Here is a 16,794-nt window from a genome sequence, read left to right on the forward strand (position 1 = left end):
TTCTAACCAGTACTATTTCCTTGGCGGGAATGGTATGGAAGATAGCACTGACGGAAAGCAGAACGTTTGGCCGTGTTCCTTGGATAGCGCCCCGGCCGCGCGACCGGGGGCTAAGAGCAGCCCCACTCCGAGTAACTTGCTTGGGCGCGCCTAGCTGCTGAAAAGCGGCCATAGACCGCGGCGGCGCGTGCTGTTGTAAGTTTCGGTCGCTACTATCAGTCGCTCTCCCTCGCCAGCTGCCGCCAGCCATGAAGCATCTCTTCGTGTCCTTGACCATCAAGTGCGTAGTGGCAATGCTGTGGCTGGGGCTGCCGTGCCTAAGCAACTGGTAGCGCGGGGCACGGCCCTGTACGTGGCGGGCGATTTCGGCGGCACCGTCCGGCTGGGCCCCACCACCCTGCGCGCTACCGGCAACCGGAATTTGTTCGTGGCCAAGCTGACCGACGCCGGTAGCCAGGGGCGTTTCGAGTGGGCGGTGCAGTCGGCTGGCCCGGGCGTGGCCACCAACCCCGCCCTGGCGGTGGCGGGGGCGCGGGTGTACGTGACGGCCCACGTCACCGACACGGTAACGCTGGGAACCACAGCCGTGATTTGCCCGCCTCAGCAAGGCCGCACGCTGGTGGCCCGGCTGCTCGATGCCGGCCCCTCGGCCACGGTGAGCTGGGTACAGGACCTTGGCATGAGGGAAGGGCAGGCGAATTGTTTGATTGCGGCCGGCGACAGCCTATACGCCGCGGGCGAAAGCGACTACTACGTTCAGCTGCGCCCCGCCGATGGCTTTCCTACCGCCTTGCAGAGCTTTTTCATCGCCAAGCTGAAGGACACCGGTGCCGCAGCGCGCCTGGTGTGGAACACCCGGTTCGACGGAACTCGGCCAACAGACTATGTCTATGTAATGAGCCTGGCAAAGCGCGGTGCAAACTTGTACCTGGCCGGCCTGCTCTACGGCAACGGCGACTTTGGCTCGGTGCAGCTGCACGCCACAGGCCCCACCAACTACTTTGTGGCCCAGGCGCACGAAACCCTTGCCGGCGCGGCCTTCAGCTGGGTGCAGCACTTGCACAGCGAGGGCAAAGTGAGCGTAGCCAGCAATGCGCTGGCGCTGCTGGCCCTGGCCTCCACCGGCCGCCTGTACCTGGGCGTCACCCTAGGGCCAGCGGCCACCGTGGGCGGCCGGCCGCTGCTGGCAAAGCCCACGGTGGGCTTCGCCGATTACCTGGTGCAGTTTAAGCTGCCGCAATAGTTTTCGGCTTGCCCTTCAGTCGCGGGGGTGGTGCCGGCCCGGCTCCCGCAACCCGCCGCCCCGCGCCGGAGTAGGGGAGGGGCGGCCTTACCCGCTACCTTTGCCTCATGAACCTTGCCGCCCAAATCGACCACACCCTGCTGCGCCCCGACGCGACGGAGGCCCAGATACTCCAGCTCTGCGACGAGGCCGTGGCACATGGCTTTGCCACCGTGTGCGTGCCGCCGTGCTACGTGGCCCTGGCTGCCGGCAAGCTGGCCGGCACGCCAGTGGGCATTTGCACGGTAATTGGGTTTCCGCTGGGCTACTCGGCATCCAGTGTAAAGTTCAAGGAGGCCGAAGTGGCGCTGTATGATGGGGCCACCGAGCTGGACATGGTGCTGAACATTTCGGCGCTGAAATCGGGCCAAACGGCCGCCATTCAGGACGAAATCCTGGACCTGGCCGACCTCTGCCACGTGCACCAGGCCTTGCTCAAGGTCATCATCGAAACCGCCCTGCTCACCGAAGCAGAGATGGAGCTGGCTGCCCAGCTCTGCGTGGCCGGCGAGGCCGATTTTGTGAAAACGTCCACCGGCTTCGCCAGCCGCGGCGCCTCGGTGGCCGACGTGGAGCTGCTGCGCCGCGTATTGCCCGAAACCATGCGCATCAAAGCCGCCGGCGGCATCCGCACCCGCGCGGCGGCCGAGGCCCTGATTGCCGCCGGCGCCGACCGCATCGGCTCGTCTAATAGTGTGGCCCTGATTTCTGAAACCAATGACCCGTCCGTTGCTTAAAGGCTTGCTGTTTCCCGCGCTGCTGTCGCTGGTGGCCTGCGCCAGCACGGCCCAGCAGGCCCCCCAGGCCAGCGCCCCGCCCGACACCACCCGCAAACCTGTGGCCACCGCTGCCGCGCCCGCGCCGATGCCGGCCGAAGACGTGAGCAAGTACCGCCCGGTGTTTGCCGCCCCCAAGCCGCTGCCCGCCACTGCCGCGCCGGCTGCCCCCAAAACGCCCGTTGCCCCCACCAGCCACGTAAACCCGCAGGTGGAGCAGCGCCTGCGCGACCAGGCCTACACCAACCAGAACGTGAAATATGCCCAGGGCTACCGCATCCTGGTGTACCTGGGCCTGGAGCGCGACAAGGTGATGGCCATTCGGCGCACCATCATTGGCCGCTACCCCGACGAGACGGACTACATCGTGTTCAAGTCGCCAGTGTACCGCCTCTACATCGGCGACTACCTCACCAAACTCGACGCCGCCCGCGGCCTGGCCCGCCTGCGCGGCCTCACCCCCAAGCTGGAGCTGGAACCCACGCAGGTGCTGCTGAACAAAAACCCATAGGGGAGGGGCTTACAAGCGAAAGAACGTCATGCAGAGCGCAGCGAAGCATCTCGCCCGCTTAACTAATTTCTAAATTGAATACTTGAGCCGGCAAGATGCTTCGCTGCGCTCTGCATGACGGGCTGATGTGCCCTTTGCCACTCCTCCCATGCCCGAAAGCCAGCTCATCCCCCGCATTCAAGCCCTTGCCGCCCAATACGCGGCCGACACCGTGGCCATCCGGCGCCACCTGCACGCCCACCCGGAGCTGTCGTTTGAAGAAACCAATACCGCTGCCTTCGTCACGCAGGAGCTGCGGAAGCTGGGCCTCACGCCCCGGCCCATTGCGGGCACCGGCGTGGTGGCCCTCATCGAAGGCCGGCCCGGCGGGCCCACCATCGCCCTGCGGGCCGATATGGATGCGCTGCCCATTCAGGAAACCAGCGACGTACCGTACAAATCGACCAACCCCGGCGTGATGCACGCCTGCGGCCACGACGTGCACACGGCCTCGCTGTTAGGCGCCGCCCGCATCTTAAACGAGCTGAAGGGCGAGTTCAAGGGCAATATCAAGCTGATGTTTCAGCCGGGCGAGGAGCGGCTGCCGGGCGGTGCTTCGCTGATGATAAAGGAAGGCGTGCTGGAGGACCCAGCCGTGGGCCACGTGCTCGGCCAACACGTGTTTCCGCACCTGCCGGCCGGCAAAATCGGTCTGCGCTCCGGCCGCTACATGGCCAGCACTGACGAACTATATCTGACCATTAAAGGCAAGGGCGGCCACGGCGCCATGCCCGAGATGAACCTCGACCCCGTGCTGGTGGCCGCCCACATCATTGTGGCCGCGCAGCAAGTGGTGAGCCGCCGCGCCAGCCCCAAAATTCCTTCGGTGCTGAGCTTCGGTAAGGTCATCGCCAACGGCGCCACCAACGTCATCCCCAACGAAGTATACATCGAAGGCACCTTCCGCACGCTCAACGAGGAGTGGCGCGCCGAGGCCCACCAGCACCTGCGCCAGCTCTGCGAAGGCCTGGCCGCGAGCATGGGCGCCATGTGCGAGCTCGAAATCCGCCACGGCTACCCCTACCTCGAAAACGAGCCCGCCCTCACGGCCCGCGTGCGCGCCGCCGCTGAGCAGTACCTCGGCCCCGAAAACGTGGTGGAGCTCGACCAGTGGATGGCCGCCGAAGACTTTGCCTACTTCTCGCAGGCCGCGCCGGCCTGCTTCTACCGGCTGGGCACCCGCCACGAAGACGGCCGCTTTGCTGCCTCGGTGCACACACCCACCTTCGACATCGACGAGCAGGCCCTTGCCACCGGCCCGGGCCTGATGGCCTGGCTGGCGGTGCAGGAGCTGGCCCGCCAAGCGTAGGGAAGCGCGGCCGCCGCCTCTGGCAGTTGGTGGGGGCCGGCGGTGCTATTTTGCGGTATGAAACGCATTTCTACCTTATGCCTGCTGCTGGCCGCGTTGTGGTGCCGGCCCGCTGCTGCCCAAACCCGCCGGGTGGTACTCGACCACCAATTGTGGGCAAACCTGCAAGGCGAGCTGGCCCTGCTCAATGGCGACTACCTGCTGCTGGAGCTGCACGGCGAAAACGTGCCCGCCTACAACGGCTTCGGCGGCAACGACCGGTTTCTGGGCTTCGACCAGCGCGCGGTGGCCTTCTCCTACGAGCATTTCTGGAACAACCATTGGAGCGGCGGCGGCGGCCTGCAATACCAGCCGAGCGCCTACGCGAAGTACCTCACCCCCGAGCTGCTGCTCCGCCACCGCGGCAAAGTGGGCCCCCTTACCTTCGGGCAGCGCCTGAGTGCTTACCGCGTGTTTTCGGTGGGTAATTCGCAGCAATACTTCCAAGCCACCCCGCAAAACTACCTCAGCCTGCGCGCCGACCTGGAAAAGGTGTTTCCGGTGGGCCAGGGCGGCCTGGCCCTGCGCCCGCGCCTCAGCTACGAAGGCATCATGCACGTGCGCTTGCAAAAAACGCAGACCGACGCCGACGAGCGCACCATCCAATACACCAGCTTGCGCGGCGAGCTGGGCGTGCGGGTGAGCAACCATTTCGATTTCACGCCCTGGTTTGCCTACACCACTTCGTATTACTTCTCCATCCCGCAGTATAACCCCATCAGCGGCACGCCTACTGCCGACCCGGGCCGCCTGAACCTCGTGACGCCGGTTATCGGGCTGGATGCACGGTTCACCCTATTTGCGGGCAAAGAAGTATTCGACCGTCGCCAGCTGTCTACTCAGCACTAGCAATGCTATCTGCGTGTTGCTGTCACAATGTCTTGTTCGGCTGATACATTAATAGTGGCTTCAGGTTGTCGAATTGACGTTTTGCGTTAGTTTGGGAAAAAGGTCAGATTTCGCAAAATGACGAATTAAGACATTTTGTCTTGAAAATGGGCTATAAAACTGGTTTGGTATAGAATTGAATGGAAGCGAGTGTAAGCCGTTAGTAGGCAGTCATTCTTTCACTTCAAATTCTATAACAACCATGGCAACTTTGCTGTATAACACCCGCCCTTCCCTCCGTCCTAGCCGCGCCCTGAGCGCCATGCTGGCCGACATGCTGCAAGCCCCGCAAACCAACGCGGCGCAGCCTGCCCCCGCCTTCACGCCGGCTGCCGACATCCTCGAAACCGCCGAAGGCTTTGAGTTGCATTTGGCCCTGCCCGGCCTGAAGAAGGACGCCATCAACATCGAATTCCACGACGGCCAGCTGGTGATTTCCGGCGAGCGCGCCAACCCCGCCGCTGCTGCCAAGGAAGCCGCCGCTACCGCCACCGAGGCCAACGCTGGCGATGAAGCCAAGGCCGACGAGAACAAGCCTGCTGTGGTAACTCCCGAAGCCCCCGCCGCGCCCAAGTTCCGCCGCCTCGAAACCAACTACGGCACCTTCAGCCGCAGCTTCCGCCTGCCCGATACGGTGAACGTGAAGGCCATCGGCGCCGAGCTGACCGACGGCATCCTGCGCGTCACGCTGCCCTTCGACACCGACAAAGTGACCAAGCAGCACATTGAAATCCGCTAATTGCCGGCCGCTTAAGTAAAAAAGGCACCCCGCGGGGTGCCTTTTTTGCCACCGCTGGTGTTAGGTGCGTAAACAATACGCTTTGGCCTATTTTCTGCTAAAAGCAACCCTGAGACGCGAAAGCGAATCCTTTCTGCGTTGATAGCAATATGGCTGACTTGACTCATCCGCTTTTCATGCGCGGCACGTTAAATTAGTCCTCACAATACCTGGTTTCACCTTTTTCCATTTTCCCTTACCCCATGCAAGCAAAACAAATGATGCTCGGCCTGCTCGGTTCCGCCATTTTGGGCGGCGGCGTGGCCGTGGGGGGGTACAAGCTGCTGGAGCCCGCCCAAGTGGCGCCCCAGGCTGTAGCCGCCAACCCCCAGGTGCGTTACACTTCTGAAATGCGGAGCACGCCCTACACCGTGCCCGAAGGCTTGAACTTCGTAGCCGCCGCTGCCGCCGTGACGCCGGCCGTGGTACACGTAATGACCGAATACGCCGCCGCGCCCGTCGACCAGCGCCGGCAGCAAATGGACCCTTTCCTGCGCCAGTTCTTCGGCGACCAGTTCGACCAGTTTCAACAGCAGCCGCAGGGCGGGGGCCAGGGCTCCGGCTCGGGCGTCATCATTGCCGCCAACGGCTACATCGTGACCAACAATCACGTCATCGACAAGGCCTCGAAGATTGAGGTGGTGCTCGACGACAAGCGTAAGTTCGACGCCGAGCTGGTGGGCGCTGACCCCAACACCGACCTGGCCGTGCTGAAAGTGAAGGCCGACAACCTGCCCTTCGTGAAGTACGGCAACTCCGACGACGTGAAAGTGGGCCAGTGGGTGCTCGCCGTGGGCAACCCCTTCAACCTGAACTCGACCGTGACGGCCGGCATCATCTCGGCCAAGGGCCGCAACATCGACATCCTGCGCCGCAAGGACAACATGGGCATCGAGTCGTTCATCCAGACCGATGCTGTGGTGAACCCCGGCAACTCGGGCGGCGCCTTGGTTAACCTCAACGGCGACCTCATCGGCATCAACTCGGCCATTGCCTCGCACACCGGCAGCTACGAGGGCTACTCCTTTGCCATTCCCAGCTCCCTGGCCAGCAAAGTGGTCGATGACCTGCTGAAATACAAAGTGGTGCAGCGTGCCCTGCTCGGCGTGCAGATTCAGGAAGTGGACGCCAAGCTGGCCTCCGAGAAGAAGCTCAACACCCTGAACGGCGTGTACGTGCAAGGCCTGAGCGAGAACAGCGCCGCCGCCGCCGCTGGCCTGAAAATGGGCGACATCATCACCCAAATCAACGGCGTGAACGTGAACACCTCCTCGCAGCTGCAGGAGCAAGTGGCCCGCTTCCGCCCCGGCGACAAGATTAAGGTGGGCTACCTACGCGGCGGCAGCGCCGGCACTGCTGAGGCCATCCTCCGCAACTCGACCGGCACCACCGGCGTGGTGCGCGAAGACGCCGTAGCGTCCATCAAGTACGAGGGTGCCACCATCTCGGCCGTTCCGGCCCGCGAGCTGGCCAAACTCGGCCTAGAGGGCGGCGCCAAGGTGAGCGGCATCAAGGGCAGCAACCTGCGTGAAACGGGCATGGCCGACGGCTTCATCATTACCCGTATCGAACGCAACCCGGTGACCAAGCCTTCCGACGTGAAAGCGTACCTGGAGCAGGGCCGCAACGGTTCGGGCGTGCTGGTGGAGGGCGTGTACCCGGACGGGCGCAAGGCTTATTACCCCATCGGCGCCGAATAACATCTTTCTGCGTTAGAAAAGCCCCTGCCGAACTGGCAGGGGCTTTTTTTTGTACTGAGACAGGATGCCTTTAAGATGAGCTTTTCGACTAAGATTATTAGAAAAAAATAATTTGGTAGGAGCTATAGAAAAGATTGAATTAAGGGCATAACTTCGACAAAATAACCGTTGAGGGACTGGCCGTTGGCTTCGGAAAGAAAGTCTAACAGTCGGCTTTTTTCGTAAGTAGTATTCCCAACTTGGGAAATTTTACGGCCTGTGCCGAACGGTTAACGGATTGGCTTGTTTGCCAACACAAGTGCATGGAAAACGTCATTAACACCCTCTACATCCAGAATTTTAAGTCGATTCGGAGCGCCGTGTTGCATCCGCGACGCGTCAATCTCATCATTGGCCAGCCCAATGTGGGAAAATCGACGGTGCTGGAGGCCATGAGCCTGCTGGGTAGTTTTCCGTTTGAGAAGAAGAAGAAATTTCTGAGCAGCTTCGTGCGCTACGAAAAGCCGGCCCACCTCTTTCACGACGGGGTGCTGACGCAGCCGGTGCGCATTGAAACTGACCGCGATATCTGCCTGCTAGGGCACGAAAGCAAAAGCAAACGATTCCGGTACGGGGTGTTTAGCCAGGCTGTGTACCGGCTGCTGCGGGCCAAGCTGGGCCTGCCCTTGCTGGAAGGCCGCAGCAAAACCCGCTCAGCCGACGACGCTTTGCTGCTTGAGCGGCTGTATCCGCACCTGTCCGCAGGCTCGCCCCTGCCCGAGCCGGGTTTTCTCTACACCGAGTTTGACCGGCACGGCCGCCTCGACCAGCCCGGCGAAGACGGTCACTTCCTGGCGTCGAGCCCGGCCTGGCAGCCGCGCGCGGTGAAATCGTACCGCTACAAGCCCGGCGGCCACATCGACCGCCATTATCCCGACGCCTCGCTGCGCCCGCCGCACGGCAACAATCTGGTGCAGGTGCTGGAGGAGCACGCCGATTTGCGCCAGGAGTTTGCCAGCCTCTTTGCCGAGCGGGGCCTGCGCATGCGGGTGCGCCCCGACACCGGCCGGTTTGAGGTGATGAAGGAGGTAGACGGCCTCAGCTTTGCCTACCCGTATTCGGGCAGCGGCGACACGCTGCAGCGCTACGGCTTCTACCTGGCGGCCATGGAATCGAACCGCAAAACCGTGATTCTGCTGGAAGAGCCGGAGGCGCATTCCTACCCGTTGTATGTGTCGCAGTTGGCCGAGCGCATCGCCACGCAGCAGGACAACCAGTTTTTCGTGACCACGCACAGCCCGCACTTCTTTAGCGAAGTACTGGAAAACATGGTGCCCTACGAAAACCGGGTGCCCGAGCTGGCTGTGTTTGTGGCGTATTACAAGGATTTCCAAACCAAAGTCCGGCAGCTTTCCGACGAGGAGGTGCGCAACCTGCGCCGCGACAGCCTGGAGGTCTTCAACAATCTGGTTGACTTGGAGCAGGAACGGGTGGCCCTGCGCAAAGTGGGGTAAAGGCACCACTTGCATGAGCAGAAGCCTCTTTCCAAGCACAGAAAGGGGCTTTTTTGTGTCTGGTTGGGTACCTGATACGTGGGTGGCGAGAAAGCCTGAGAACTAACCTCGTCTTTGCAGCGGCGTATAAGTCATTGTTCGCCATTTCTATTCTGCCCGTGCCTGCCTTTCCAACTAATGCCTTTTCGCTTGAATACCGCCCCGATTTAGGGGTTCTTATTGGCCGATGGTTGCAGGCCCTGCCGCCGCCCCAGGTGCAGGAAACCTACCAGGTGATGCTGTCCGCGGCCAAGGAACACGGCAACTGCCGCTTTTGGCTGCTGGACTTGCGCCGCCGGCCCCTCGATGGGCCCGATTTGAACGAGTGGTTCCGGGACCAGTTTTCGCCCAAGGTAGCGGCCGAATTGGGCGGGCCGCTGTTCACGGCGTATTTGTCGGGGCCGCACCAGCGGCAGGCGGCCGAGAGCGCCGAGATGGAGCAGCATCTGCGCCACGCCGCCACCATCGATTCGTATCCGCTTTTTTACAACGACGAGGCCGAAGCCATGGCCTGGCTGCACGACCAGCAGGAGCGGGCCGGCATGCTGCCCTCCAACGAGTAGAAAAAGCGGCCCACTCCCCAACCGGCCAGCGGGAAGTAAGCGGGAGCCCCGAACGCGAATTGCCTGCCCCGTTCGACGGCAAGATGTAGCTTTGCGCCTGCATCATCCCACCCCCCTTATCGACATGAAGCAGGCCCTCGAAGAAGCCACCGCGCCCGACGTGACCGTGGCGCACCCGCACGAAGACCCCCACGGCATTCAGGACGTATTGCGCCAGTTGGGCGTAGAAGCCGAAAACGCCGCCTACAGCACCGGCCGCACCTGGGGCGGCCACGCCAACGCCGAGCGCCGCGTTATCAACGCGCCCGCCGACGGCCGCCGCATTGCCAGCGTGGCCTTCGCTACTGCCGACGACTACGAAACCGTGGTGAAGGCTGCCGAAGAAGCTTTCAAAACCTGGCGCAACGTGCCCGCCCCCAAGCGTGGCGAAATCGTGCGGCAGATTGGCAACAAGCTGCGCGAGTACAAGGAGCCGCTGGGCAAGCTGGTGAGCGCCGAGATGGGCAAAATTCTGCAGGAGGGCCTGGGCGAAGTGCAGGAAATGATTGATATCTGCGACTTCGCGGTGGGCCTCTCGCGCCAGCTGCACGGCTTCACCATGCACTCGGAGCGCCCGGCGCACCGCATGTACGAGCAATACCACCCGCTGGGCCTGGTGGGCATCATTTCGGCCTTCAACTTCCCGGTGGCCGTGTGGAGCTGGAACGCCATGCTGGCCGCCGTGTGCGGCGACGTGAGCATCTGGAAACCCTCCGAGAAAACGCCCCTCACGGCCGTGGCCGTGCAGCACATCATCCGGGACGTGCTGGCCGAGAATGAGATTCCCGAAGGCGTATTCAGCCTGATTGTGGGTGACGCCAGCATCGGTGCCGCCATGGCCGCCGACCGGCGCGTGCCGCTGGTATCGGCCACGGGTAGCACCCGCATGGGCCGCAAAGTGGGCGAAGTGGTGGGCGCCCGCCTGGGCCGCGCCCTGCTGGAACTGGGCGGCAACAACGCCATCATCGTGACCAAAAACGCCGACCTCGACATTGCCATCCGGGCCATCGTGTTTGGGGCGGTGGGCACGGCCGGGCAGCGCTGCACCAGCACCCGCCGCGTTATCATTGAAGAGAGTGTGTTCGAGGAAGTGAAAAACCGCTTGCTGGCCACTTATCCCAAGCTGCCCATTGGCCACCCGCTGCAGGAGGGCACTTTGGTGGGTCCGCTCATCGACGCCGACGCGGTGAAGATGTTCAGCCAAGCGCTGGAGAAAGTGCAGGCCGAAGGCGGCAAGCTGCTCACCGGCGGCCAGGTACTGAGCGGTGCCGAGCTGCACGGCGGCCACTACGTGCAGCCCGCGCTGGTAGAGGTGGAAAACCACTACCACACGGTGCAGGAAGAGACCTTTGCGCCCATTCTCTACCTCATCAAGTACAGCGGCGGCGTGGAGAAAGCCATTGCGCTGCAAAACGACGTGCGCCAGGGCCTGAGCAGCAGCATCTTTACGCTGAACATGCGCGAGGCCGAAGCCTTCCTGGCTGCTGCCGGCTCCGACTGCGGCATTGCCAACGTGAACATCGGCACGAGCGGGGCCGAAATCGGCGGGGCCTTCGGCGGCGAAAAGGAAACCGGCGGCGGCCGCGAGTCCGGCTCCGACGCCTGGAAGGTGTACATGCGCCGCCAGACGAATACCATCAACTACTCTACCGAGTTGCCGCTGGCACAGGGGATTAAGTTTGATATCTAAGGCATAGACTGCTCTCCTAACGCAAACAGGCCCGGCTTACACGTTAAGCCGGGCCTGTTTGCGTTAGCGCTGAGATTTATTGCTCGATTACGAGGCGTTGGGTTTGCCAGTTTGCCGTGGCGCTGCGCAAAGCCAAGGCGTAGAGCCCGGTTGCCAGCGTGGGCAAGGCAATGGTAACCGGAGCTGCGGCCTGCTGCTGAGAAATTTGAAATGAGTGCACAACCCGGCCCTGGGCATCAATTAGCTGGCCCTCAGTGGCAGCAGCGGGAGCGCCTTTCAAGTCGATGGTAAGCTGCTGGCGGGCCGGCTGCGGGTAAACGCTGAAGGCCGTTGCCGCAGACTGCCGGGCAGCCGTCGCAAAGCTGGTGTTAGGATTGAAAACATAGACCGTGCCCTGGGCCGGGGCGCCCGTTACCGACCCATAGCAGGGGATATTGCAGTTCTCCACCACGTACGACGGGTTGTTGCTATTCCCCGTAGGGGTTACGGCCAAATTGTTATCCGAATAGGTTTTGACGAAGATGCTGTTATTCTGGAAGCTGGTGGCGGTAGTAAAACTGGGGCCGAAATGAATCTCAATTTTGCCGCCCTGCTCGTAAAGCCACAATTGGCAGGAAACAAAATGGGTGGGGTCCTGTGGGGTTGGCGACGACTGTATGACGCCGGCATTCTTCCATTCTATTTTCCCAATTCGATTGCCCGCCGCTCCGCTCACGGCATAGCTGACCGGCGACATGCTGGCCGTATTATTCGCTATGCCCCGGTCCTGAATCAGATTGCCGCCGAAAGGAGTGTTGTACACGAACATGTACAAATTGCCAAGCCCCACAAACTGTACCCCGCGCGCTAAAACGTTGATAGACGTAATGGCTTGGTTACGATAGGTGAAGGTGAAGCCCAACGGCACGGCAAAGGAGGAGTTTCTGTCCCATAGGGCGCCGTTGTTCAACGACTGAACGGGCGCTGCCAAGTCCGCATAAGGCTGCTGACTCAGGCTTTGAAAGACGAAAGGGGAGTTTTGGGCCTTGAGCTGAAAGGCTAACAGGAAGAAAAAGCTGAGCTTGAGTAGCGTGTTTTTCATAAGGAAGGATGGGGTAGGTTCTCATCAATAATAACTATTATTTATTGATAATAGTATAGTTAATCTGGTAATGTTAGCGTGTTTCGAAATTCAATGAGAAAACCGCTTGCTAACTACTGCCCGCAAACTGCTCATAGGCTACTTGCGGCCTATTTTCTTATCCCATAAGCTACTCCTGTTTCTTGCGGAAATCGCCTTGCGCGAAATACTTTTCAATCAGGCAGTACATCATGATGAAGAAGTAGCGGCTGCCCATTTCCTTGATTTTGAGCTTGCTCTCGCCGTATTTGCGGTTGGTCCAGGAGTTGGGCACCACGGCGTAGGAATAACCCCGCACAATGGCTTTGAGCGGCAGCTCCAGCGTGAGGTTGAAGTGCGGGGAGAGGAAGGGCTTGAGGCCTTCCATGGTGTGGCGCCGGTAGAGCTTGAAGGCGTTGGTGCAGTCGTTGTACTTCAGTCGAAATACCGTTTTCACAATGGCGTTGGCCACCCGGTTGATGACGCGTTTGTGGGGCGGGTAGTCGACTACGCGGCCGCCCCGGCCCCAGCGCGAGCCAAACACGCAGTCGTAGCCTTCCTGCATCTTGCGGTAGAAGCGCACCAGGTCGGCGGGGTCGTCCGAGAGGTCGGCCATCATCACGGCCACGCAGTCGCCGCGGTAGCGCTCCAGGCCGTAGCGCACGGCGTAGCCGAAGCCGTTGGGACCGGCGTTGGTGTAGTACACCAGCGTGGGAATTTCCTGGGCCAGCTCCTCCAGCCGGGCCAGGGTGTTGTCCTTGGAGTTATCGTTCGTGACGACAATTTCGTGGGCGATGCCCTCGGCCAGCAGCGTGGCGTGCAGGGTGCGCAGGGTTTCGCCGATGCTTTCTTCCTCGTTGTAAGCCGGAATCACCACGCTCAACAGTGGTGCGGCCGCTGTGGCAGCGGCTACAGCGGGCTGGTGGGCTGGGGGCGTGGGCTGGCTCATGCCGTGGGGGCGGGTTGGCGCTGGCGCAGCTCGTTGAAAATCTGGGTGAGCGTGGCCGTCAAGCCGTACTCAAACTGCCAGCCGGGATAATGCTGCTGGAAGCGGCGCACGTCGGACACGTACCAGATGTGGTCGCCCACGCGGTTTTGCTCCGAGTAGGAATAGCTCATTCGGTTGCCCGTAATTTCTTCGCACAAGGCAATGGCTTCCTGCATCGAGCAGTTGGCAAAGCGCCCGCCGCCTGCGTTGTACACCTCGCCGCCGGTGCGCGGCTGCTGGTAGAAGTGCCAGAACATGTTCACCAGGTCGTGCGAGTGAATGTTGTCGCGCACCTGCTTGCCCTTGTAGCCGAACACCGTGTAGTGCTGCCCGGTGATGGCGCACTTCATCAGATACGACAGAAAGCCGTGCAGCTGCGCCCCCGAGTGGCGCGGCCCGGTGAGGCAGCCGCCCCGGAACACGGCGGTTTTCATGCCGAAGTAGCGGCCGTACTCCTGCACCAGCACATCGGCCGCCACCTTGCTGGCCCCGAAAAGCGAGTGCGTGGTGTGGTCGATGCTCATCTGCTCATCGATACCGTGGGCAAAGTAGGGGTGGCTTTCGTCGATTTCCCAGCGGGTTTCCAGCTCCACCAGCGGTAGCAGGTTGGGGTTGTCGCCGTACACCTTGTTGGTGGAGGTGAAGATGAATACCGCCTCCGGGCAATGCTGGCGCGTCATTTCCAGCAGGTTCAGCGTACCGTTGGCGTTCACCGTGAAGTCGGTGAAGGGCTCGCGGGCAGCCCAGTCGTGGCTGGGCTGCGCGGCCGTGTGCACCACCAGCGCAATGTCGCGGCCGTACTCCTGGAAAATGGCCGTCAGCGCCGCCTGGTCGCGGATATCGACGGCGTGGTGGCGGTAATTGGCAAAGGTGGTCTGCAGGCGTACGCGGTTCCAGTCGGTGGAAGCCTGCTCGCCGAAAAAGTAGCTCCGCAGGTTGTTGTCGATGCCGACGATGACGTCAAACTTATCGGCAAAAAATTCGACGGCCTCGCTGCCAATCAGGCCCCCGGCCCCGGTAATGAGTGCGATTTTCATGGTATGCAGAGGAGGGGCCTAGCCTAGAATGGGTTTCAGCTGCGCCTCGTTATCGCGCAGCCAGTGGTACACGTCGGTCACAATTTGCTCGGCCGAGCGTTTGGGCGTCCAGCCGGTGAGGTTGGTCACGCGGGAATTGTCGGTGAGGTACAACTGGATGTCGGCCTGCCGGTTTTCCACCTGCGAGCTGATGGGCACGGTGTGGCCCGTCACGCGCTGGCAAATGGCCGTCAGCTCCTGCAAGCTCACGCTGATGGCGCGCCCGCCGCCCACGTTCAGGGTCTGGCCGTTCACCTGGTCGAGGTGTTCGAGCTGATACTGCACCAAATCAAACAGGTCATCCACGTGCAGAATGTCGCGCACCTGCTTGCCCGTGCCGCCGAAGCCGAAGTAACCCAGCGGCTGCTGCCAGAGGTGGCGGGCCACCCACAGCACCACCACGCCTTGGTCGACCTTGCCCATCTGCCAGGGCCCGGTAAGCACGCCGCAGCGGTTAATGACCGTGCGCATGTTATAAAAATGGTGGTACTCCTGAATTAGGTACTCCGAGCACAGCTTGGTGGCGCCGTAGAGCGAGCGGTAGCCTTCGAGCGGAAAATCCTCGGCCAGGCCGCGGGGCGAGATGCCGGCAATGGGCTGCTCGGCGCTCACCTCGAAGCGGGTTTCGGCCTCCACAGTCCTGATTTTGTCGATTTGGTTAATCGGATAAATCCGGCTCGTGGACAGAAACACAAACGCCGCGTTGTGCTGGCGGGCGTAGTTCAGGCAGTTCACCGTGCCGGCCAGGTTGGTGTTTATCAGGTAGTCGGGCGCCGAGGTGAGGCCGGCGAGCACCGAAGGCTCGGCCGAGGCTTCGATGACGGCCTCCACCGCGGGCAGGGCGTCGAAGTCTTCCTTGTTGCGAATGTCGCCGTGCACGAATTCCACCCCGGCCTCGCGTAGGCGCGGCAGGTTCAGCTCCGAGCCCCGGCGCTTGAGGTTGTCGAGGGCAAAAATGCGGCACTCGGGGTAAGCCTCGCGGAAACGCAGGGCCAGGGCCGAGCCCACGAAGCCGGCGCCGCCGGTGATGAGAAGGGACTTTAGGGGCATAGGAATAAATTCGCCCGTAAAATTGGCGACAAACCAGCGAAAAAGGCCACTCCATGGCCCGGCCGGGCGCCAGGCCCTACTGCGGGTCGTAGCGCACGTCGCCGTGGCCTTTGTACACCAACCCGCTGGCGTCCGTGGCCACGTAGTAGAGGCGGTAAAGCTCGCGGGGGCTGAGGCCGGCTTTGGGGTAGTCGAGCGCTGTAGCAAGTCCGTTCGTTGCCAGCGGCAAAGGCCCAATGCGCAGCAAAGGCTGATATTGGCGATTGACCAACACGGCCCGCAGGGTGAGTTGATTAGGGCTGGTACGGTTGCGGGGCCATACGAGCCAAGTGGTGCGTCCGCTCTCCGAAGGGTTGGGGAAAACGGTTGTTTCGCCAAATAGCTCGGTTCGTTGCGGCCCGTTCAGGTCCGCGTTCACATCGGGGAACAAGTCGCGCTCTGGCTTGTTCCAGGTGGCGTCGGTGGTCCAGTCGGTGTAGTCGCGTGGGCCCACTGGAAGGTTCTGGCCGTTGCGGTAGGTGATGCCCTGACCTTCGCCAAAGTCAACAATGGGGTTGGAATCGGAAGTGCTGCAGCTCCATAGCGCGGGCAGTAGCAGGAAGGGAAACAGGCGGCGGGGCAGGAGCACGGCAAAAGCGAATAGTGAGGAGCCAAAGGTAAAGAATCGGTAAATTGCACTGCGCCGCCAACTGCCGGGGCCGGCCTGCAACCCTGCCGCCCGGCCCGGAGTCCTTCACTCGCTTAAGCATTTCAAACCCCGCCTTTCTCTGCACATGGAAGCCGCCGTAGCCTACGTTGACATCAATGCCCCCCTGGTGGAGCGCTGCCGCCTGAACGACCGCCAGGCCCAGGCCGAAATTTACCGGCGCTACGCCAAGGCCATGTTCAACGCGGCCCTGCGCATCACCGGCGACTACGCCGAGGCCGAGGACGTGCTGCAGGAGTCGTTTCTGAGCGCCTTTCGGGAGCTGAGCAGCTACAAGGGTGATTCCTCGTTTGGCGCCTGGCTGAAGCGCATTGTGGTGAATAAAAGCATCAACTGCCTGCGGCAGCGGCGGCTGGCGCTGGTGCCGCTGGGCGAGCAGCACCACGAAGAGCCCGCCGAAGCCGCTGGCCTCTCGCCCGACGACGAGGCCGACGCCAGCTACCGCGCCGACGTGCTGCGCCGCTGCATTCAGGAACTGCCCGACGGCTACCGCGTAGTACTGAGCCTGTACTTGCTCGAAGGCTACGACCACCTCGAAATTGCCGGCATCCTGGGCATTTCCGAATCTACTTCAAAATCGCAGTACAGCCGGGCCCGGGTGCGACTGCGCGAGTTGGCCGCCCAGCGCGGCCTGAGTTAAGCCGATACCGTTACCTATTTATTACCTATTTCCACCTACTCTTCATCCTTTTTCGCCTGGCCGCGGCCACCCCATATATCCCCGCAGCC

The 16,794-nt window shown here is 61.9% G+C and carries 16 protein-coding genes; 11 read left to right on the forward strand and 5 right to left on the reverse strand.

What is annotated here, in order from left to right; genetic code table 11:
- Window positions 1–313: 313 nt before the first annotated feature.
- The 10 genes from I2I01_RS08835 to amaB all read left to right on the forward strand — a co-directional run bounded on the left by I2I01_RS08835 (window position 314) and on the right by amaB (window position 11,146).
- Entirely contained in the window at window positions 314–1,243 is a 930-nt protein-coding gene (locus I2I01_RS08835; RefSeq protein ID WP_196286078.1) for a hypothetical protein, read from the forward strand.
- Window positions 1,244–1,350: 107 nt separating this feature from the next.
- Window positions 1,351–2,019: a deoxyribose-phosphate aldolase gene (deoC, locus tag I2I01_RS08840; protein WP_196286079.1), complete on the forward strand. Its 669-nt coding sequence runs from the start codon at window positions 1,351–1,353 to the stop codon at window positions 2,017–2,019.
- Window positions 2,000–2,569 (forward strand): sporulation protein, encoded by a 570-nt coding sequence (locus I2I01_RS08845; protein ID WP_196286080.1) that lies wholly within the window; start codon window positions 2,000–2,002, stop codon window positions 2,567–2,569. The genes deoC and I2I01_RS08845 overlap by 20 nt, the downstream gene beginning before the upstream one ends.
- A gap of 148 nt (window positions 2,570–2,717) precedes the next feature.
- The gene (locus I2I01_RS08850; protein ID WP_196286081.1) at window positions 2,718–3,917 is read left to right on the forward strand and encodes a M20 metallopeptidase family protein; all 1,200 of its coding nucleotides are present in this window, start codon (window positions 2,718–2,720) and stop codon (window positions 3,915–3,917) included.
- A 57-nt stretch (window positions 3,918–3,974) separates the two neighbouring features.
- Entirely contained in the window at window positions 3,975–4,805 is an 831-nt protein-coding gene (locus I2I01_RS08855) for a hypothetical protein (protein ID WP_196286082.1), read from the forward strand.
- 241 nt (window positions 4,806–5,046) lie between these two features.
- Complete coding sequence (locus I2I01_RS08860) at window positions 5,047–5,583, forward strand: Hsp20/alpha crystallin family protein (protein ID WP_196286083.1); 537 nt, start codon at window positions 5,047–5,049, stop codon at window positions 5,581–5,583.
- Window positions 5,584–5,825: 242 nt separating this feature from the next.
- Window positions 5,826–7,322, forward strand: a complete 1,497-nt coding sequence (locus I2I01_RS08865; RefSeq protein ID WP_211537883.1) for a S1C family serine protease — start codon at window positions 5,826–5,828, stop codon at window positions 7,320–7,322.
- A gap of 302 nt (window positions 7,323–7,624) precedes the next feature.
- Window positions 7,625–8,815: an AAA family ATPase gene (locus I2I01_RS08870; RefSeq protein WP_196286084.1), complete on the forward strand. Its 1,191-nt coding sequence runs from the start codon at window positions 7,625–7,627 to the stop codon at window positions 8,813–8,815.
- Between the two features lie 158 nt (window positions 8,816–8,973).
- Entirely contained in the window at window positions 8,974–9,417 is a 444-nt protein-coding gene (locus I2I01_RS08875; protein WP_196286085.1) for a hypothetical protein, read from the forward strand.
- Window positions 9,418–9,541: 124 nt separating this feature from the next.
- Window positions 9,542–11,146 carry an L-piperidine-6-carboxylate dehydrogenase gene (gene amaB, locus I2I01_RS08880; protein WP_196286086.1) on the forward strand — a complete coding sequence of 535 codons (1,605 nt, stop codon included), beginning with the start codon at window positions 9,542–9,544 and terminating at the stop codon, window positions 11,144–11,146.
- A 76-nt stretch (window positions 11,147–11,222) separates the two neighbouring features.
- Here amaB and I2I01_RS08885 read toward each other — a convergent pair whose 3' ends face one another.
- The 5 genes from I2I01_RS08885 to I2I01_RS08905 all read right to left on the reverse strand — a co-directional run bounded on the left by I2I01_RS08885 (window position 11,223) and on the right by I2I01_RS08905 (window position 15,987).
- Entirely contained in the window at window positions 11,223–12,227 is a 1,005-nt protein-coding gene (locus I2I01_RS08885; protein ID WP_196286087.1) for a T9SS type A sorting domain-containing protein, read from the reverse strand.
- A gap of 169 nt (window positions 12,228–12,396) precedes the next feature.
- Window positions 12,397–13,194 (reverse strand): glycosyltransferase family 2 protein, encoded by a 798-nt coding sequence (locus I2I01_RS08890; protein ID WP_196286088.1) that lies wholly within the window; start codon window positions 13,192–13,194, stop codon window positions 12,397–12,399.
- The gene (locus tag I2I01_RS08895) at window positions 13,191–14,270 is read right to left on the reverse strand and encodes an NAD-dependent epimerase/dehydratase family protein (protein WP_196286089.1); all 1,080 of its coding nucleotides are present in this window, start codon (window positions 14,268–14,270) and stop codon (window positions 13,191–13,193) included. The genes I2I01_RS08890 and I2I01_RS08895 overlap by 4 nt, the downstream gene beginning before the upstream one ends.
- A gap of 18 nt (window positions 14,271–14,288) precedes the next feature.
- Window positions 14,289–15,359, reverse strand: coding sequence for an NAD-dependent epimerase/dehydratase family protein (locus tag I2I01_RS08900; RefSeq protein WP_196286090.1), 1,071 nt, complete (start codon window positions 15,357–15,359; stop codon window positions 14,289–14,291).
- A 76-nt stretch (window positions 15,360–15,435) separates the two neighbouring features.
- A complete protein-coding gene (locus tag I2I01_RS08905; RefSeq protein WP_196286091.1) occupies window positions 15,436–15,987 on the reverse strand; it encodes a hypothetical protein in 552 nt (183 codons plus the stop codon).
- Window positions 15,988–16,132: 145 nt separating this feature from the next.
- Here I2I01_RS08905 and I2I01_RS08910 point away from each other — a divergent pair, with 145 nt between their 5' ends.
- Complete coding sequence (locus I2I01_RS08910; RefSeq protein WP_196286092.1) at window positions 16,133–16,705, forward strand: RNA polymerase sigma factor; 573 nt, start codon at window positions 16,133–16,135, stop codon at window positions 16,703–16,705.
- The last annotated feature ends 89 nt before the right edge of the window (window positions 16,706–16,794 follow it).

This window comes from Hymenobacter properus, from assembly GCF_015694735.1.
GTDB lineage: Bacteria > Bacteroidota > Bacteroidia > Cytophagales > Hymenobacteraceae > Hymenobacter > Hymenobacter properus.

Excerpts from the sequence above, each read along its gene's own strand:
- I2I01_RS08855 (WP_196286082.1), top strand. The coding sequence starts at position 3,975 with ATGAAACGCATTTCTACCTTATGCCTGCTGCTGGCCGCGTTGTGGTGC.
- I2I01_RS08895 (WP_196286089.1), bottom strand. The coding sequence starts at position 14,270 with ATGAAAATCGCACTCATTACCGGGGCCGGGGGCCTGATTGGCAGCGAG.
- I2I01_RS08890 (WP_196286088.1), bottom strand. The coding sequence starts at position 13,194 with ATGAGCCAGCCCACGCCCCCAGCCCACCAGCCCGCTGTAGCCGCTGCC.
- I2I01_RS08885 (WP_196286087.1), bottom strand. The coding sequence starts at position 12,227 with ATGAAAAACACGCTACTCAAGCTCAGCTTTTTCTTCCTGTTAGCCTTT.
- I2I01_RS08900 (WP_196286090.1), bottom strand. The coding sequence starts at position 15,359 with ATGCCCCTAAAGTCCCTTCTCATCACCGGCGGCGCCGGCTTCGTGGGC.
- I2I01_RS08870 (WP_196286084.1), top strand. The coding sequence starts at position 7,625 with ATGGAAAACGTCATTAACACCCTCTACATCCAGAATTTTAAGTCGATT.
- I2I01_RS08860 (WP_196286083.1), top strand. The coding sequence starts at position 5,047 with ATGGCAACTTTGCTGTATAACACCCGCCCTTCCCTCCGTCCTAGCCGC.
- I2I01_RS08845 (WP_196286080.1), top strand. The coding sequence starts at position 2,000 with ATGACCCGTCCGTTGCTTAAAGGCTTGCTGTTTCCCGCGCTGCTGTCG.
- amaB (WP_196286086.1), top strand. The coding sequence starts at position 9,542 with ATGAAGCAGGCCCTCGAAGAAGCCACCGCGCCCGACGTGACCGTGGCG.
- I2I01_RS08850 (WP_196286081.1), top strand. The coding sequence starts at position 2,718 with ATGCCCGAAAGCCAGCTCATCCCCCGCATTCAAGCCCTTGCCGCCCAA.
- deoC (WP_196286079.1), top strand. The coding sequence starts at position 1,351 with ATGAACCTTGCCGCCCAAATCGACCACACCCTGCTGCGCCCCGACGCG.
- I2I01_RS08910 (WP_196286092.1), top strand. The coding sequence starts at position 16,133 with ATGGAAGCCGCCGTAGCCTACGTTGACATCAATGCCCCCCTGGTGGAG.
- I2I01_RS08865 (WP_211537883.1), top strand. The coding sequence starts at position 5,826 with ATGCAAGCAAAACAAATGATGCTCGGCCTGCTCGGTTCCGCCATTTTG.